At 28.9% G+C, this 17,220-nt stretch carries 19 protein-coding genes; 5 read left to right on the top strand and 14 right to left on the bottom strand.

Features of this window, described 5'->3' with window-relative positions; translation table 11 throughout:
* Window positions 1–213: 213 nt before the first annotated feature.
* From truA to glmU, 7 genes are read right to left on the bottom strand one after another with little or no spacing between them, the layout of a single operon-like run.
* Window positions 214–936 (bottom strand): tRNA pseudouridine(38-40) synthase TruA, encoded by a 723-nt coding sequence (gene truA / locus H2280_RS04410; RefSeq protein WP_337215791.1) that lies wholly within the window; start codon window positions 934–936, stop codon window positions 214–216.
* Window positions 936–1,961: an LptF/LptG family permease gene (locus H2280_RS04405; protein WP_337195660.1), complete on the bottom strand. Its 1,026-nt coding sequence runs from the start codon at window positions 1,959–1,961 to the stop codon at window positions 936–938. The genes truA and H2280_RS04405 overlap by 1 nt, the downstream gene beginning before the upstream one ends.
* Window positions 1,958–2,743, bottom strand: a complete 786-nt coding sequence (locus tag H2280_RS04400) for a prepilin peptidase (protein WP_337215793.1) — start codon at window positions 2,741–2,743, stop codon at window positions 1,958–1,960. Before H2280_RS04400 ends, H2280_RS04405 begins: the two co-directional genes overlap by 4 nt.
* Before the next feature lies 1 nt (window position 2,744).
* Window positions 2,745–3,413, bottom strand: coding sequence for a polyprenyl diphosphate synthase (gene uppS, locus H2280_RS04395; RefSeq protein WP_337195659.1), 669 nt, complete (start codon window positions 3,411–3,413; stop codon window positions 2,745–2,747).
* Between the two features lie 2 nt (window positions 3,414–3,415).
* A complete protein-coding gene (locus tag H2280_RS04390) occupies window positions 3,416–4,027 on the bottom strand; it encodes a hypothetical protein (RefSeq protein WP_137623668.1) in 612 nt (203 codons plus the stop codon).
* Window positions 4,024–5,178, bottom strand: a complete 1,155-nt coding sequence (gene coaBC, locus H2280_RS04385) for a bifunctional phosphopantothenoylcysteine decarboxylase/phosphopantothenate--cysteine ligase CoaBC (RefSeq protein ID WP_337215790.1) — start codon at window positions 5,176–5,178, stop codon at window positions 4,024–4,026. The genes H2280_RS04390 and coaBC overlap by 4 nt, the downstream gene beginning before the upstream one ends.
* Entirely contained in the window at window positions 5,175–6,464 is a 1,290-nt protein-coding gene (gene glmU, locus H2280_RS04380; RefSeq protein ID WP_337215789.1) for a bifunctional UDP-N-acetylglucosamine diphosphorylase/glucosamine-1-phosphate N-acetyltransferase GlmU, read from the bottom strand. Before glmU ends, coaBC begins: the two co-directional genes overlap by 4 nt.
* Window positions 6,465–6,649: 185 nt before the next feature.
* Here glmU and fliP point away from each other — a divergent pair, with 185 nt between their 5' ends.
* Window positions 6,650–7,369 (top strand): flagellar type III secretion system pore protein FliP, encoded by a 720-nt coding sequence (gene fliP / locus H2280_RS04375; protein ID WP_407920021.1) that lies wholly within the window; start codon window positions 6,650–6,652, stop codon window positions 7,367–7,369.
* A gap of 34 nt (window positions 7,370–7,403) precedes the next feature.
* Here fliP and H2280_RS04370 read toward each other — a convergent pair whose 3' ends face one another.
* The 5 genes from H2280_RS04370 to H2280_RS04350 are packed head-to-tail and all read right to left on the bottom strand — an operon-like array spanning window position 7,404 to window position 12,018.
* Window positions 7,404–8,174 (bottom strand): transporter substrate-binding domain-containing protein, encoded by a 771-nt coding sequence (locus tag H2280_RS04370; RefSeq protein WP_137623672.1) that lies wholly within the window; start codon window positions 8,172–8,174, stop codon window positions 7,404–7,406.
* 49 nt (window positions 8,175–8,223) lie between these two features.
* Window positions 8,224–8,943, bottom strand: coding sequence for a 3-deoxy-manno-octulosonate cytidylyltransferase (kdsB, locus tag H2280_RS04365; RefSeq protein WP_137623725.1), 720 nt, complete (start codon window positions 8,941–8,943; stop codon window positions 8,224–8,226).
* Complete coding sequence (gene thrC / locus H2280_RS04360) at window positions 8,940–10,349, bottom strand: threonine synthase (protein ID WP_337215788.1); 1,410 nt, start codon at window positions 10,347–10,349, stop codon at window positions 8,940–8,942. The genes kdsB and thrC overlap by 4 nt, the downstream gene beginning before the upstream one ends.
* Window positions 10,346–11,269: a tetraacyldisaccharide 4'-kinase gene (locus tag H2280_RS04355; RefSeq protein ID WP_337215787.1), complete on the bottom strand. Its 924-nt coding sequence runs from the start codon at window positions 11,267–11,269 to the stop codon at window positions 10,346–10,348. The genes thrC and H2280_RS04355 overlap by 4 nt, the downstream gene beginning before the upstream one ends.
* A complete protein-coding gene (locus H2280_RS04350) occupies window positions 11,266–12,018 on the bottom strand; it encodes an NAD+ synthase (RefSeq protein ID WP_337215786.1) in 753 nt (250 codons plus the stop codon). The genes H2280_RS04355 and H2280_RS04350 overlap by 4 nt, the downstream gene beginning before the upstream one ends.
* 64 nt (window positions 12,019–12,082) lie before the next feature.
* On the opposite strand from H2280_RS04350, the gene H2280_RS04345 reads away from it, so the two are divergent.
* Both H2280_RS04345 and H2280_RS04340 read left to right on the top strand, forming a co-directional pair.
* Window positions 12,083–12,679, top strand: a complete 597-nt coding sequence (locus H2280_RS04345; protein ID WP_337215785.1) for an MBL fold metallo-hydrolase — start codon at window positions 12,083–12,085, stop codon at window positions 12,677–12,679.
* Between the two features lie 9 nt (window positions 12,680–12,688).
* Window positions 12,689–12,997, top strand: coding sequence for a hypothetical protein (locus tag H2280_RS04340; RefSeq protein WP_337215784.1), 309 nt, complete (start codon window positions 12,689–12,691; stop codon window positions 12,995–12,997).
* Here the strand turns inward: H2280_RS04340 and H2280_RS04335 are convergent.
* Together H2280_RS04335 and H2280_RS04330 are read right to left on the bottom strand one after the other, a co-directional pair.
* A complete protein-coding gene (locus H2280_RS04335) occupies window positions 12,983–14,560 on the bottom strand; it encodes an ATP-binding protein (RefSeq protein WP_337215783.1) in 1,578 nt (525 codons plus the stop codon). The two genes, H2280_RS04340 and H2280_RS04335, sit on opposite strands and share 15 nt — an antisense overlap.
* Window positions 14,545–15,225 (bottom strand): response regulator transcription factor, encoded by a 681-nt coding sequence (locus H2280_RS04330; protein ID WP_337215782.1) that lies wholly within the window; start codon window positions 15,223–15,225, stop codon window positions 14,545–14,547. The genes H2280_RS04335 and H2280_RS04330 overlap by 16 nt, the downstream gene beginning before the upstream one ends.
* Before the next feature lie 164 nt (window positions 15,226–15,389).
* Between H2280_RS04330 and dsrO the strand changes: the two genes are divergently transcribed.
* Complete coding sequence (dsrO, locus tag H2280_RS04325) at window positions 15,390–16,154, top strand: sulfate reduction electron transfer complex DsrMKJOP subunit DsrO (protein WP_337215781.1); 765 nt, start codon at window positions 15,390–15,392, stop codon at window positions 16,152–16,154.
* Window position 16,155: 1 nt separating this feature from the next.
* Entirely contained in the window at window positions 16,156–17,217 is a 1,062-nt protein-coding gene (gene nrfD / locus H2280_RS04320) for an NrfD/PsrC family molybdoenzyme membrane anchor subunit (protein ID WP_337215780.1), read from the top strand.
* The last annotated feature ends 3 nt before the right edge of the window (window positions 17,218–17,220 follow it).

The following is a 17,220-nucleotide window of genomic DNA, read 5'->3' as shown; positions in this document are numbered from 1 at the left end:
TTTTAAGCAATTATGATTATTGCAATTTGATTTTGAGTAGAGTTAAAGCTGATATTATAGGGTTTGTTTTGATAGCTTTAACCCCAATTTAAAAGTTTATCTTTAAAAATAATTTATATTATCATTAAAAATAATTGTAATTATAATAAATTATAATTGAAGTTATCAAATTAAAATTTTTTATTATTATAGATAAATAAATTTTATTATTTTTTAGTAAGTGATTTTGCTTAGATAAAGTCCATTAGGCGGAGCTAAAAAGTGATTGTGCTTTTTTATAGCTTTTAATTGCTCTACGAGTTCTTTTTGAGTCATTTTTTGATCTAAAATCTTTAAAACACTTGCAACAATGAGACGAATTTGCCCTCTTAAAAAACCATTGGCCTTAAAATGAAAAATTGTCATATCTTTATAAGTATAAGCATGAGATTTAAATACCTTTCTAACCGTGCTTTTAACATCACTTCCGCTTTTACAAAAATACTTAAAATCATGCTCTCCGATAAAGTATTTTAAAATTTCATTGGCTTTTTTAATGTCTATTTTCGGATAAAAATACACGTATTGAGACATAAAAGGGCTAAATTTACCATGGTGGAAAATATAGCGGTATTCCCTACTCTTAACATCATATCTCACCTCAAAATTTAAAGGCATGATTTCTAAATTTTTGATGTGTATATAAGGATGAGAAAATTTATTGATCTGATTTTTAAGATAGTTTAGATCTTTAAAATGATCTCCGCACTCAACACAAGCTACCGCAAAACTTGCATGTACTCCTTTATCCGTCCTTGAAGCCATGTAGGTTTTAGAAAAAATTCCAAGATGAGTCAAAGCGTCCTCTAGGGCATCTTGAACTCCTTTTTTGTGTGGTTGTGTAGCAGAGCCTAAAAAAGCTGATCCATCATAAGAAAAAACCAGTTTTAATTTCATCAATAACGACTCAAAATCATTTTCTTAAAGCAAATCATTGAAGCAATAAAACTAAGCACAAAGATACTAAAACATGCCAATAAAGGCGGTTTATAAAATAAGCTTAAAAGTCCAAAATACAGCACGATAACACTAAACATCCCCACATACACAAAACCTTTCTCATAACGATAAGTGACGATACCAAATGAAAGTGCAAAAAGTGTGCTTGCTAGTGGAAAAAGTGCTATGGTGGTGTAAATCACAAATTCTTTAGCACGTTTTGTGTCGGTATTGATATCTAGCCAGTATTCATAAAATTTTTTGATTTTAAAATCATTGTTGTTAAATTTTGTATTTAAGGTGAGATTTTCAAATTCTCCTGTAAAAAGCATACCGGATTGCTCGAAATTATACATTCTACCCTTAGAAAGTTTAAAAGCAAAACCCGTACTTTCTTTTTGCACGGTGGCTTCTTTGGCGATGATGAGTTGCTCTTTATCGCTTTGCACTCTTTTTGGATGATACATAATGATATTTTCATACTTATCACCATCTTGCTTTTCTATAAAAATCATCCAATCTAAAAATTTTTGCCCAAATTCTCCTGTTTTGTAATTAAATTTTACCTGTGTTTTTTTATAATCGATAAAATTATCTTGAAGTTCAAGCACCAAAGGTATCATCACTAAAGATGTAAATAACATCAAAGCACTTACCAAAGCAGAAATTTTTAAAAACAATGAAGCCAAAGTTTTTGGAGAAAATCCTAAAGTAAAAAGAACTATACTTTCATTTTCTCTAGAAAGTCTAAATAAAGTCAAAGTCAGTGCTATAAAAAAAGATATAGGCAAGGTAAAAATTAAAATTCTAGGCAACATAAATCCATAAAGTTCAAGTAAATCTAAAAAGCTGATTTCTATACTTGAAGTTAGTTTAGCTAATTGGATAAAAAATACCATAGAAACAATGCTAAAAAGCACAAAAAAAATGGAAAGATTAGTGCTTAAAAATTGGTTTAAAATATATCTTGAAACAAGCTTCATGCTAATCCCTGATTAAAAATTAAAAAAATCACATAGCCGATAAAAGCAGTATTGATAAAAGGTAAAAATGCTAATTCTTTTCTTTTATAAAAAATAAAAAATGGCAAAGTCAATAAAGCTCCACAAAAAAGGATAATAAAACTTTCTTTAAATCCAAAAATTCCAGCTATACTAGCACACACGATAATATCTGCATCTCCTAAATTTTCTTGTATATTTTTTGATTTGAAATTCTTAATATAGGCTGTCAAATTTTTAAGCAAAAACAAAAAACCCGCAAAAGAAAAAGCTTGTATTAAAAAGCCATTTTTAAAATCTTCAAAAATAAGAAAATAAAAAAAATCATTGATATCCAGCTTTAAAATCAAAGCCAAAAAAAATAAAGCCCAAAGCAATATTTGCGGAACTGCTTTAAATTTTATATCTATATAAGAAAGCATCCAAAAAACAAATAAATATAATGAAAAAACTAGAAATTCTAATAAATTTTTGCTAAAAAAATAAGCAATAAAAACAAAAATCACACCTAAAATTTCAGCTAAAAATATATCAATGAGAATTTTTTCCTTACAAAACCTACATCTAGCTTTTAAAAATATATATGAAAAAAAAGGTATAAGATCTAAAATACTAAGTTTTTTACCACAAGAAAAACAATAAGATCTCATACTTAAAAAGGGTTTATTTTCACAAAAACGACTTAAAAAACACATACAAAATGAGCCCAAACTCAAACCCAAGATAATCAAAAAAGTAAATTTTAGAAAGCTTTGTGTAAAAATTTCACCTTCCAAATGTTCTCTCTCTTTTTCTGTATTCTTTTATGATTTTTTTAAATTCTCTTTTCGTAAGCCCAGGAAATAAAGTTTCACTAAAATAAATTTCAGCATAAGCACATTGCCAAAGTAAAAAATTCGAAAGTCTTTTTGCATTGCCTACGCGAAGCATTAAATCCACATCTAAAGGAAGATCTAAATTTTCACTGATATTTTTTTCATTGATTTCTAAACCTTTTTCTATAACACGACGCGTAGCACGGATGATTTCATCTTTGGCACCATAGCTGATGGCTAGATTGACACAAAGTCCATTGCAATGTTTGGTCGTTTCTTCCACTAAGGCGATTTTATCCCTTAAAGCCTGATCAAGTCTTGTTAAATCACCGATAGCTCTTAAGCGGACATTGTTTTTTTCAAATTTTTCCAAAGCTTCATTTAAACAACGATCTAAAAGTTCAAAAATAAATTCTATTTCATCTTTAGGCCTATTCCAGTTTTCAGTGCTAAAAGCAAATAAGCTCAAATTAGAAATTCCTTCTTCAACACAGGCTTCCATAAGCTTTTGCATAGTCTTTACCCCTTGAGAATAACCCAACTTTGCCAAAAAGCCCTTAGCCTTTGCCCAACGTCTATTGCCATCCATAACTATGGCAAGATGTTTTAAATCATTCATTTTCACCCCTTAAAATCAGATAATTTTTTAAATACAAATAAAGGCGCAATTTTATTATCTTGCACAACATTAAAATTCAAATGCTCATTTAAAAATTTTTGCACTTTAAAAAAAGGAGTAAAAATCGAAACTCCATGATTATCAATGAGTATTTTTAAAGCACCAAAAACGCTAAAATAAAGATAAATTTCCAAAAATTTAGCCCTCTTTTTCATCTGAAATAAACAAGCTTTATTTTCAAAAATAAAAGGAATATGATAAATATTTTCAAAACTTGCAAAAAGCATCTCTTTTAAAATTTGATATTTTTCTCTATTTTTACATTCCATAAGATTTGAAATGATGTATTCTTTATAATTGATCTTATTTTCTAAGATCGCTACTATCAAAGGCAAACCTTCTTCAAAAGGTGTAAAAACTGGTCTTTTTGATAAATGTTTAAATTGTATCGCTCCACTTTTTTCTTTATAAATTTCAGCCAAATATTCCGCACCAATTTCTAGATCAATCATGCTTTTAGTTTGAATTTTTTTATGATTTAAAAGCAAGGTATAATGACCATAACCTGTTTTTCCCAAAACTTTCATTTGGATAGGTAGAGTGGCGTTAATCATAATTTTTCACACCAATCAATCAAATCAAAAGCTAAATCTTTTTTATCTTTTAAGCCACTTTTTTCACAAGCGTCTTTACTTATAAAATAAAATTCGTTTTGATCACTTCCAAAAGTATTTTTTTCATTTAGGATATTTAAGCATACTAAATTTAAGTTTTTCTCCACTAAAGATTTTTTAGCGTTTTCTATAGCATTTTCTGCATCAAATTCCATTTTAAAGCCTATTTTTTTGCCTTTAAAATCGATATTTTTTAGCAAATCTTCATTAAGTTTTAAGTGAAGATCTAAGCCTTTTGAAAATTGATTTTTCTTGATTTTTCCTTTTTGAAATTGCGGGATAAAATCACTCACAGCAGCCGCCATAATCAAAAAATCATTTTCGCAAAATCTTTGCAATAACGCCTTTAAGTCTTTTGAATCTTCAAATTTGTAAATTTCATAAGGGGTTTTAAAATCTACAGAACTTAAAAATATAACCTTAGCTCCTAAAAAATAAAAGGCATCGGCGATTGATTTTGCCATTTTTCCGCTTGAAAAATTACTAATGCAACGCACATCATCTATTTTTTCTCTTGTGCCTCCACCGCTGATCACTACACTTTTATCAAGCCAAAATTTCTTTTTAAAAAGCTCTCTTTTGGTAATGTTAAATATATCTTCAACTTCTGCTAAAGCCCCTACTCCTTCATCCTTACAAGCTAAAACTTTAGAAATTGGAGGGATGATTAAGGCTTTATTTTTTTGAAGTAATTTTAAAGAATTTTGTGTGCTAAAATGATGATACATGTTTGTATTAGCCGCTGGAGCTATGATTAAAGGTTTAGTGCAAGCGATTAAGGTTTGAATAAAAAGATTATCCGCTATACCAAGGGCTAATTTATTGATCGAATTGACACTCGCGGGTGCAAAAAGAACAAGATCGCAATCTTTGCTAAAATCTATATGATTTTTTTTATTTTCCCAACTTTCATTTTCTTCACATAAAATTTCATCTGCCAAAGCTTCAAAACTTAATTTATTTGCAAATTTTAAAAGCCCTTGGCTAAGTAAGACTTTAACTCTAATCTTTTCTTTTTTAAATAAAGAAATAAGTTCATAAGCTTTATAAAAAGCTATGCTACCGCTAACCGCTAAAAGTATAGTTTTCATTTTTTAAATTTTTTATAAAAATAATCTTTAACCACTTTTCTATTAGCTCTATTGATAAACAAAGAACCACTAGAAACATTACAATCAACCGAACTTCCAGCCGCAATAATAACATCATTTTCTATATTGACAGGAGCAATAAATTGTGTATCTGATCCCACAAAAACATTCTTGCCGATAATAGTTTTATGTTTTTTAATCCCATCATAATTACAAGTGATAGTCCCACAGCCTATATTGGTACCACTATCGATTTCACAATCGCCTAAATAGCTTAAGTGCCCTGCTTTTACGGTGTTTAATTTTGCATTTTTGCATTCTACAAAATTACCTATATGGGTATTTTTTATTTCACAATTTGGACGCAAATGTGCTAAAGGCCCTACATCACTATTTTCAACGATAGAATTTTCGATCACGCTAGAACTTTTGATGATGGAGTTAACAATCTTGCTTTTTCCTTCAATTCTCACATTTTCATAAACTTCACATTCTCCTACAAATTCAACATCCAATCCTATAAAAGTGCTATGAGGTAAATGAAAAATCACTCCTTGTTTCATCCAATGCTTTTTGATTTTTTCTTGCATTAAATTTTCAGCTATGCTTAACTCAAATTTATCATTAATACCCATAAATTCATTTTCATCTACATAGATAGCTTTAATGATTTTATTTTTATCTTTGGCTAAAGCTATCATATCGGTTAGATAGTATTCTTTGGCGGCATTATTATTATCAATTAAAGGCAATATTTCTGATAAAAGTTTTGATTTGATCGCATAAACTCCGGCATTGCAAATATTAATTAATCTTTCTTTTTCGTTGGCATCTTTAAATTCTATGATTTTTTCCACTCTATCATTTTCTATCAAGACTCGCCCATAAGTTTTTGCATCCTTAGCGCGAAACACCGCTAAGCTCAAATCAGCATCATTTTGCAATAATTGCTTTAAGCTTTCACTTTCAACTAAAGGCATATCCCCGCAAAGAATTAAAACTTTTTCTTTGTCTGATTTGAAATTTTTTAAAGCACCTGCAGTTCCAGGGTAATTTTTTAAATCCTGTTCTAAAATTTTTGTTTTTGGAAAAGAAGAGAGAATTTCTTTTTCAACAAGCTCTTTTTGATGAGATAAAACCACACTTACATCATCGCTTAGTTCATAGGCTTTTTCTAAAATATGCAAAATCATGCTTTTTTGGCAAAGTTCTTGCAAAACTTTTGGTTTTTGCGATTTCATCCGAGTGCCAAGTCCTGCTGCTAAAATTAAAATTGAATTTTTCATAATCTTTAAAGCCTTTATTTTATGATAAATAATTTTGTTCTATTTTAACATTTTAAAGTTAAGTTTTGGATATTTTAAACAAAAGTTTTAAACTCTTTTTTAGTCATCAAAAGTTAAAATAAAACCTATTTTTAAAATCAATAATCTAAGGTTAGCATTTGAAAAAAATAGTTTTTTTATTGATAATGAGTGCCTGTTTTAGCACTCTTTTTGCAGCACCTGAAGCAACAATTCCTACGGTAAATTTAAGTCTTAGTGCTCCAAATACTCCTAATCAACTTGTTACAACTTTAAATATAGTCATAGTATTAACGATCTTAGTGCTTGCTCCGAGTATAGTTTTTGTTATGACTTCTTTTTTACGCTTGATCGTTGTTTTTTCTTTTTTGCGTCAAGCTATGGGAACGCAAAGTATGCCACCAAATACTATATTGGTAACTCTTGCTTTAATTTTAACCTTTTTCATCATGGAGCCTGTGGCTACAAAATCTTATAATCAAGGTATCAAGCCTTATTTAGCGGAAAAAATCGGCTACGAAGAAGCCTTTAATAAAAGCATCAAGCCCTTTAAAGATTTTATGTTAAAAAATACTCGAGAAAAAGATCTGGCTTTATTTTATCGCATACGCCATTTGCCAAATCCTAAAACGATTGATGATGTTTCTTTAACTGTTTTAGTACCTGCATTTATGATTTCTGAACTTAAAACGGCTTTTGAAATAGGCTTTTTAATCTACTTGCCTTTTTTAGTTATAGATATGGTTGTGAGTTCTGTTTTGATGGCTATGGGTATGATGATGCTCCCACCTGTAATGATTTCTTTACCTTTTAAACTTTTGATCTTTGTTCTTGTTGATGGTTGGAATTTATTGATTCAAAGATTAGTAGAAAGTTTTGTAACGTGATAAAGAAAAGACTAAAAAGTCTTTTCTTATAAACTTAAAAGAAGAATTGCAAATGATTCTTTTTAAAAGTGTCTTTAACATCTTTTAAATATTTTTCTCCAAGCGAGTCAAAAAATCCATCTTTTTTGCTTTTACTTATAAAATCATCCAATTGTTTTTTAAGATCTGTATCGCCTTTTCTTATAGCTATACCCCAAAATTCTGGACTTTTTTGAAAAGGTGCTAAAATAGCTCTTGTAGTATCTTGATGTTTTTGCCAAGTTCTATAAATAGTCAGTTGATCATAAAAAAATCCATCTGCTTTGCCTTGTATAACTTCCAAAATCGCCGCACTTTCTTTATCGAAAAGATGTATGGTTGCGTTTTTAAGATTTTTACTTGCATATAAATGCCCTGTAGATCCACGTTTTAAAGCTAAAATTTCTCCTTTTTTATCTAAATCTTTTATGCTTTTGATCTTTGAGTTAATAGGAGTTAAAATTGCCAAATTAGCCTGTGCATAAGGGATAGTAAAATCCACAACCTTTTTACGTTCATCAGTAATCGTCATAGAAGACATAATAAGATCTATTTTTCCAGTTTTAAGGGCAGGTATTAAACCATCCCAAGCTATATTTTTAACTACGAGTTTATAACCGTGTTCTTTAGCAAATTGATCTAAAAAATCGACACTAATCCCACTTGCTTTTCCGTTTTTATCGCTCATTTCAAAAGGTGGATAACCCAACTCCATACCCACAACCAAATCTTTTGCCATCAAATGTAAGGCAAAAAACATCGTTAAAAAACAAACAATTTTTTTCATTATTTCTCCTTAATTAAAATTAAAAATATGTATTAAAATACATAAAATTTTACAAATTTTTATAAAATCTCAAAGCCTTTTCATAATCTTCTTGAGTATCAATCCCCATGCTTTGAGTGCTAATTTCCAGCATTTTGATTTTCTTCCCATTTTCAATCGCTCTTAACTGCTCTAGTTTTTCAGTTTTTTCAAGCATTGAATTTTTTAAAGCACAAAATTCACGCAAAGCTTTTACACTATAAGCATAAATTCCTAAATGCCCTTTAAAATTATCTTGATAACCTTCTCTTTCATAAGGAATTTTTGATCTTGAAAAATATAAAGCAAAATTATCTTTATCGCAAACCACTTTAACTAAATTAGGATCATCGGCTTGTTTTTTATCTATGCTTTTATAGCAACTTGCCATAAAAGCTTCTTTATCTAAGCAAGAATGTGCAAATTCTTTAAATAAAAGCAAATTTTTGCTTTCTATAAAAGGTTCGTCCGCTTGTACATTAATGATAATTTCATCATCCTTTAAAGCAAGTTTTTGACAAGCTTCATTGATTCTATCTGTGCCACTTTCATGCTCTTTACTGGTTAAAACCGCTTTAAAATGATACTTTGTAGCAAGTTCTAAAATTTCTTCATCATCAACCGCTATACAAACCTCATCGACTTCTTGTACTTGTTTAGCAGTCGCTATAAACATAGGAACGCCGCCTATATCACAAAGAATTTTTTTAGGAAAACGCGTTGAGTTTAATCTTGTAGGTATAATAATCATTTTTTCATCCATTCTAAAATTTCATTTTCAACTTCTTCGCTTTTATATACTCTTTTATCTTGCAAATTTAAATCAAAAAGTTTAGAAATTTCTTCCTTTACTTCTAGATTAAAATTTTTAGCTAAAAGTTTAAAATCTTCTTTTTCATCTTTACAATCTCTATCAAAAATCGCTTTAACCATACTCGGAGTAAATTTTGTCCATTCAGCTGTTGAAGTGATAATGCTTGGTTTTGAAGTATCTAGCATTTTAAAGCAAGTTGCGGTGTGTGGATCGATTAAAGTTTTACTTTCTTTGATAAATCTCATACACTCACTATCTTCACAAAAATCAGCTTCAAAATCTTCTTGCAAACTTTGCAATTCTTTTTGATCAAGAATAAAATAATTTTGATTTTTAAGCGAATTCATTAACTCATTAGTTCTTAAATCACCTAATTTATCAAAAAGCAGTCTTTCTATATTGGAAGAAATAAGAATATCCATAGCTGGAGATATAGTTTTTTTAAGAATTTTACCCCGCAAATCATAAATGCCTTTATTGAAAAATTCACTTAAAATATTGTTTGCATTGGATGCGATTTTTATTTTTGCAATTTTAGCACCCATTTTTTTCGCATAATAAGCCCCTAAAGCATTTCCAAAATTTCCACTAGGAACGATAATTTCAATCTTTTCTTTAAATTCATTCCATAATTTTAAACTCGCATAATAATGATAGATTATTTGAAACAAAATGCGTCCAAAATTGACAGAATTTGCAGCACAAAGCTCGTAATCTTGCATTTTTAATTTTTCTCTAAACTCTGCTTTTGCTAATAGATTTTTTAAAATACGTTGCGTATCATCAAAATTACCTTCAATAGCTAAAACTTTTAAATTATTTTTATCCAAAGCTCTCATTTGAAGTTCTTGTAAAGAACTTGTTCCACCATTTGGATACATACAAACAACTTTAATATTTTCTAAATTTTCAAAGCTTTTAAGTGTAGCTGGGCCTGTATCTCCACTTGTGGCACACATGATTAGAATTTTTTTATCTTTTGAAAATTCATTTAAAAGCACTCCAAAAGGTTGCAAAGCCATATCTTTAAAAGCCCTTGTAGGTCCATGCCAAAGCTCGTTAATATAAACCCTATCTTCGATTTTATTTAAATTGATTGCAAAACCATGATCAAATTTTTCATAGCTTTTCAGGGCTTTTTTAAATAATTCTTCATAGCCAAATTCAAAGCTTTCTATCAATTTTAAAGCAAAATCATTATAAGAAAGTTCGCTGTATTTTTCCCCATCAAAATAAGGTAAATTTAAAGGTGAGTAAAGCCCACCTTGTGGCGCATTTGGATTAATCAATGCTTCTTTAAAATCTGCTCTATTGTTAATATTTCTACTTTCAACTAAAATCAATCAAAACTCCTTACATATTGATGCAATTTCTCTTTAAAATTTTCTTTTAATTCTATATTTAATTCTATAATTTGACACTTAAAACCAAAATCTTTCACTTTAACATAATCCTTAAAAGTAAGCATTAAAGTATCACAATTATGCTTTTTAAGTAATTTTTCAAGCTCATCTTTTTTGAATTCATAATGATCTTTAAAAAAATAACAAGCCCTAGCCTTTATAAAATGCTCATAAAGTCTAAAAGGTTTCGCAATAGCCGTAACCAATATAGCCTTAGGATTTTCTTTGGTATAAGAATAACGGATAAAATCCCTATTTTCAAGTGCTATAAAATCAGCTTTTTTGCTATAAAATTTTGGCAAACGATACGCCCCGCTAGGTAAAGTAAAATTAAAATAAGGCTTTACTTCGCTCTCTAATAAAATATCGAATTTTTGAATATAAAATTTAGAAAAAGCATCATCTAATAAAACTATCTTAGCGCCCAAATCAAAAGCTTTTTTGATCCCTTCTGCCCTATTTTCACTGACAATTACGCCTAAAATTTTATCCTCAAAGGCATATTCCATCGCTTCATCGCCGCTTTGTGTAACATCGGATAAAATTTCATGATTGTGCTTAATAACAAGCAAACCTTTACTTTTTCTTTTATAGCCTCTAAGTACGATAAAAACACCTTGAAATTCCCTTGCTATTGCCTTACAAAGGGGTGTTTTTCCATTGCCTCCAAAACTTAAATTTCCAACACTGATCACAGGCTTTTTAAAATCTATTTTTTTAAAAAACCAAGTATTTATAATGGCTAATAATGTATAAATAAAACTCAAAGGTAACAACGCATACGCTAAACATTTTTGAAAAAAACTAGGTTTGAAAAAATAATGATCTAGCCAAAGTTGATATTTTTTATCTTCACTCACTTAAATTCCATTAAATTTGCGATTTTAGGCATAGATCTTTTAAAGGCATTGTTTTTAATACGCGCTTTTAGCATTTTGAGTAAATTTTCATCTAATTGATCTATAGTTTGTTTATCATCATTTTCTATAGCTTTTAAACCTAAATCTATTTGTTCATAGGTAAAACCTAATTCCTTTTCATCGCTTTGATTTTCCCAAAGATCTGCACTCGGGCTTTTTTTAATAAAGTTTTCATGCAAATTTAAAAATTTAGCCATTTCATACACTTGCGTTTTATAAAGATCACCTATAGGATTAAAAGCACAAGCTAGATCCCCATAAATTGTTCCATAGCCCAAAAGTAACTCGCTTTTATTGGAAGTGCCGATTACAAGGGCATTTTTAAGTGCAGAATAATCATAAAGCAAACTCATTCTAATACGTGCTGCATAATTTCCTATGCGAATTTTATCTATATCTTGACTTTGCTTAATAAAGGCATTAAGAATCGTTTCAATAGGAATGATTTTATGTTCTATATTTAAATCATGACAAAGCATTAAAGCATCATTTAAATGATCTTTATTAGAATACTGAGTGGGCATTAAAAGTGCAAAAACATTTTTATCTAAAGCTTTTTTGCAAAGCGTAGCCACTAAAGCAGAATCAATCCCTCCACTAAGCCCTAAAATAACATTATCTTTGCCACTTTTTAAAAGCTCTTCTTTTATAAAAACACACAAATTTTCTAAAATTTGTTCGCAATTCATAACTTACCTTTACAATAATTCGCTAATATAATTATATATAAAAATTCAAAAAAAAGGCTAAAAAATGCAAATTACTCAACAAGCTTGTGGTCCTTATATGACCAATTGTTATATTCTATCAACACAAAAAGGCGAGATCATCATAGATCCAGGTTTTGAAGCTTTAAAATTCATCAAAGAGCATGTTAAAAATCCTTTGGCTATTTTAAACACTCACGGGCATTGTGATCATGTTTGGGATAATGCAAAAGTCAAAAGAGAATACAACATCCCTATTTACATACACAAAAATGATGAATTTATGTTAGATGATCCTATGGATAGAGGATTTGAACCAAGCAAAGCGGATTTTTTAGTCGAGGATGAAAATATTCTTAATATTTGTGGAACTGATTTTAAATTCCATTTTTTACCTGGACATACCCCAGGATGTACCATGATAGAAGTTGTAGGACAAAATTTAATGTTTAGCGGAGACTTTTTATTTTATAGAAGTATAGGAAGATGGGATTTTCCTTTTTCTGATCCAAAACTTATGAAAGAAAGTTTGCAAAGAGTATTGGCTTATGAAAATGATTATAGACTTTTACCTGGACATGGAAAGGAAACAACGCTAAAGGATGAACAAGCACATATTCCTTCTTGGTTAAGATATTTCTAGGAATAAATTTTGGATAACTTAGATCTGTTTTTAGTTTATTTTTTTATATTTTTAAACATTTTTGCCCTACTGGGTTTGTTTTTTGGAAAAGGCAAAAAAAATCAATTCAATGAAAAAAAAATTTCTAGAATTTGTCCTTGTGGAAAAATGGCTGAAAATGGCTCTTTAAGCACAATTTGTATTTATTGTGCTGTAGGTGGGCTTTTTTATAGCGTTCTTTCTATAGGGTTTATAGGATTTGGAAACTGGGCGTTAGATCTTATCTTAGCCCTTTCTATTTCGATGGCATTTTTAGGCTGGAAATTAAAAATCGATTAAGCATATGCTAAATTTTGCTCCGTCGTTTTCATTACTTGCTAATAAACTGCCTTTGAAATTTTTCTCAATAATCACCTTACTCATATACAAACCTATACCTGTTCCTATATTGGCATGTTTGCTGCTGATATAGGGTTCAAAAATTTTTTCTATAGGTGATATAGTAATACCTTGCGCATTATCACAAATTTCAATAATGATATTTCGTCCTTTTTTAAAAGCTACTATTTTTATATAAGGATTTTTTATCTTTCTTTCTATAAAAATATCTTTGGCATTGCAAAGTATATTTAAGACTGCCTGGCAAAATTGAGTTTCAAAACCATAAAATTGGATCTTTTTTTCAAAATTTTCTTCTATTTTTATAAAATTAAAAGAACTTTCTAGCAACTTTAAAGTTTTACTCAAAGCTTGATCTATGTAAAAATAATTTTTAGAAACATTGGGCTTGAAAAAATTTCTAAAATCATCTATAGTTTTTGACATATAAGAGATCAGATCCTCGGCATTCTTTTCAAGTCTTTTAAAATTTTGATAATCTATTTTTTCAAATTCTAACATAAGGCTTATGTGTGTTAAGATGGTATTTAGTTCGGTTAGAGGTTGTCTCCATTGATGCGCGATATTTCCTATCATTTCACCCATGCTAGCCAAACGACCTTGATGCATTAAAATTCTTTCTTGTTCTCTTCTTTTTTGAAGTTCTAGCTGAATTTTTTGCTCTAAATTTGCATTTAAATTTTTTAAAGAATTTTCACTAAGCTCAAGCCTTTTAATAAGCACTTTAAAACCATAATGTAAAATAATAAAAACAACACAAAATAAAACTAAAGATAATAATAAAGCCTCATAGAAAGATTTTGTAATAATCTCTTCTTGTTTTGTGATGTCTTGATAAAAAACCATTTTTGCTTCATCGGTTAAATTGAAAGAATGTATGATAAAAAATTTACCATCCTTTTTGATCGTATCTTTATTTTTATAATTTTTATCAAAAATAATTCTGCCTTTTAATTTTGAAAAAGCTTCTATCTCCTTTAAAAAATATTCAGCTCCAAAACAAAATTCAATCCAAGCTAATAATTTACCATTTTCATAAAAAGGGGTTAAGATATGGTAGGTTAATCTGTTTTTATCAAGAAAAAAATATTCGCTTTGGTTTAAATTTAAAGACAGGCTTTCTTCGCCTAAATAGGTTAAAAGTTTTCCTTGGTGATCAAAAAATTTCATACTGATTAAATAAGGATTTTCTTCTTTTAAAACTTGAAATCTTACTAGGGTTAATTTGTTGATTTTTTCTATATCTTGTTTTTTGATATAGATTTTTATATTATCAGATTCAACATTTGCCTTTGCCCTACTCATGTAAAATTCTTTAGTGCGTTTTAGGGTTGTATTGTAAATATTTTCAATTTCATTTCTAAAATCTTCTTTGGAAAGATTGATTAAATTTCTAATATCAAATTGCCTTAAAAGACTAAAAACCAAACAAGTTAAAATAAATAAAGCTATAACCAAAATCATCGTTTTGGTTTTGGTTGAAAAATTTAAAGACAAACGCATTGATAACCAAAACCAAAAACATTTTCTATGATTTTATAAGGAATTTTCTTGCGTAATTGTTTAACAATCGCTTTTAAGGCTTCTTTGTGATCATTGACATCATTGTAAAGCTTGATTTCGAGTTCGTCAAAACTTACCGCCCTATTTTTATTTCTTAAAAGATATTCAAACACTTGTTTTTCTTTTTTTGTTAAAGTAAAGACATTTTGATGATGAAAAATCTTTGATGTATTGGGCTCATAAAAAACATCTTCTTGCAATTTTATTCTATAATTATCTGTATATTCATACATCCACTGGGCTATATGCTTAAGCGTATTAATAAATTCGTCCCGACTAAAAGGCTTGATTAAAAATTTACAAATATGAAGTTCTATTGCCTTTAAAAAATATTCTTGCTCACTATAAGCACTTACAATTACAATAGGAATTTTCTTGTGTAAATCTTTTATTTTTTTAAGCACTTCAAGACCATCAAATTTAGATATGCAAATATCCATAAAAATAACATCAGGATTTTTTTCAAAAAATAAATTTAATGCCTCTTCTCCATCTTTTGCTTCATAAACTTCTTTAAAGAAAAAGGATAAATTAGCACTCAATGATTTTCTAACGCCTTCTTCATCCTCGACATTTAAAACAGTTAAATTGCTAAATAAATTCAAAATTTCTTGCATGCGTTATTATAAATTATTTTATTTTAAATTTTTCATTAATTTTATAAATATTTAAAAAATATAAATAAATTAATAATACATTTAAAAAATATCCCTATTTTTTCCCTATTTTTTTCTAAAATAATCCCATTTAAAATCATTAAGGAAAATTTATGAACAAAAGACGTTTTTTTCTTAAGCAAGGTGCTGCTAGTATAGCCTTACTTTCTAGTGGCAAGGCTTTTAGCTTAAAAAATCCTAGCAGAAATGCCAAAAATCCAGAAGCTTTAGGTCAAAAAGATAAAAAATTTGCAATGCTAATTGATCTTAGAAAATGTGTGGGGTGCCATGCTTGTACTGCAAGTTGCAAGGTTGAAAATCAAGTTCCTAAAGATCAATTTAGAACCAATGTTGCTGAATTTGAAATAGGAATTTTTCCTAATGTTAGAAAGGCTTTTTTACCACAACTTTGTAATCATTGTGAAAATCCACCTTGCGTAAGTGTTTGTCCAACAGGTGCAACCTTTAAAAGATTAGATGGTATTGTTGTTGTAGATAATCAAACATGCTGGGGGTGCGGATACTGTGTTAATGCTTGTCCTTATGATAAAAGATTTATCAATTCTCAAACTAAGGTGGTAGATAAATGTACCTTTTGTGCGCATAGACTTGATGCAGGGTTACTTCCAGCTTGCGTTGAAACTTGCGTTGGAGGTGCAAGAATCATAGGAAATTTAAACGATAAAAATTCTTTAATCTATCAACTTTTAAGCCAATTTCCAAATTTTGTTTTAAAACAAAAAAGTGGAACCAAACCTCAAGTTTTTTACATAGGTTTAAATGGAGAATTATCAGACAATGTTATTTCGATGGATGATTTAGACGATGCATTAAAATCAAAAAATGAAAAATTATTATGGCAAAGCGAAGGAGTTTGATATGGATTTAAGCGTTATTCACTCATTAGTCAGTATAACCCCTGAAAGGCCTTGGGGTTTAAATATAGCCAATTATTTATTTTTAACAGGAATTTCAGCAGCTAATTTTATTTTTGCTAATCTTTATTTTATCTTTAAACAAGAAAAATTAAAAAATATAGCCTTCCTAGCCCTTATAATTTCTTTTATTTTTTTAATGGTAGCACCCTTAAATTTGATCGATGATCTAAGCCAACCTGGAAGAATGATTAATGTCTTTTTATACGGATGGGAAAATTTCTTCACTAGTCCTATGAAATGGGGAGTTTTACTGTTAATTTTTTTCTTCATTGTTGTATTTTTTGAACTCTATTTAGCCTATCAAGTGCTTTTTAAAAATCAATCCAAAAAGCAAAAAATGCTTTTTTATTTTGGAATTTTAGGACTTATTTTAGCTTTTGGGATCGAATTTTATACTGCGTATTTGATTGCGATTTTAAGCTCATTTGTGTTTTTACACACTCCTTTAATGCCGCTTTTGTTCTTAGCGTCTGCTTTTGTAAGCGGAATAGGAATGTTAATACTTATAACACAACTTTATCTTAAATTTTTCACTGATGAAAAATTAAACACTTCTTTATTTTCAACCTTGGCAAAATTTTTAGCCTTTTTTGCTATACTTGATATTGTTTTAAGAATTTTTTGGTTTAGCTTTTTACTAGTCTTTAATACAAACGATAGATTTGTAGCTCAAATTTTCTTCCAAAAAGAAGGATTTTTTATCGTTTTCATAGATATGGGACTTTGCCTTCTTTTGCCTTTAATCATAGGTTTTTCAAAATTAAACCAAAAATTACCTTTTGTGATTTTAGCAGGATGTTTGGGCGTGCTTGGAAGTTTAATGTTTAGATATACCCTAGTGATTAAGGGTCAATCTTTTCCAAAAACCACACCTTCTTTTTTAGAATATCACATAGATTTTTCAAATCTTATAGGCATAATTTGCAATTATGGACTTTTAATCGCACTTTTTTGCCTTGCTTTAGCATTTTTTAATAAAAATATATTGATAAAAGGAAAATAAAAC

The organism is Campylobacter sp. 2457A (assembly GCF_020135895.1).
Classification (GTDB): Bacteria; Campylobacterota; Campylobacteria; order Campylobacterales; family Campylobacteraceae; genus Campylobacter_D; species Campylobacter_D taeniopygiae.
This window is presented reverse-complemented; position numbering and strand designations above follow the sequence as displayed.

Coding starts and splice junctions, on each gene's coding strand:
- truA (WP_337215791.1), bottom strand. CDS start 936: ATGAAATTAAAACTGGTTTTTTCTTATGATGGATCAGCTTTTTTAGGC.
- H2280_RS04405 (WP_337195660.1), bottom strand. CDS start 1,961: ATGAAGCTTGTTTCAAGATATATTTTAAACCAATTTTTAAGCACTAAT.
- uppS (WP_337195659.1), bottom strand. CDS start 3,413: ATGAATGATTTAAAACATCTTGCCATAGTTATGGATGGCAATAGACGT.
- H2280_RS04390 (WP_137623668.1), bottom strand. CDS start 4,027: ATGATTAACGCCACTCTACCTATCCAAATGAAAGTTTTGGGAAAAACA.
- coaBC (WP_337215790.1), bottom strand. CDS start 5,178: ATGAAAACTATACTTTTAGCGGTTAGCGGTAGCATAGCTTTTTATAAA.
- glmU (WP_337215789.1), bottom strand. CDS start 6,464: ATGAAAAATTCAATTTTAATTTTAGCAGCAGGACTTGGCACTCGGATG.
- fliP (WP_407920021.1), top strand. CDS start 6,650: ATGAGTGCCTGTTTTAGCACTCTTTTTGCAGCACCTGAAGCAACAATT.
- H2280_RS04370 (WP_137623672.1), bottom strand. CDS start 8,174: ATGAAAAAAATTGTTTGTTTTTTAACGATGTTTTTTGCCTTACATTTG.
- kdsB (WP_137623725.1), bottom strand. CDS start 8,943: ATGATTATTATACCTACAAGATTAAACTCAACGCGTTTTCCTAAAAAA.
- H2280_RS04350 (WP_337215786.1), bottom strand. CDS start 12,018: ATGAATTGCGAACAAATTTTAGAAAATTTGTGTGTTTTTATAAAAGAA.
- H2280_RS04345 (WP_337215785.1), top strand. CDS start 12,083: ATGCAAATTACTCAACAAGCTTGTGGTCCTTATATGACCAATTGTTAT.
- H2280_RS04335 (WP_337215783.1), bottom strand. CDS start 14,560: ATGCGTTTGTCTTTAAATTTTTCAACCAAAACCAAAACGATGATTTTG.
- dsrO (WP_337215781.1), top strand. CDS start 15,390: ATGAACAAAAGACGTTTTTTTCTTAAGCAAGGTGCTGCTAGTATAGCC.
- nrfD (WP_337215780.1), top strand. CDS start 16,156: ATGGATTTAAGCGTTATTCACTCATTAGTCAGTATAACCCCTGAAAGG.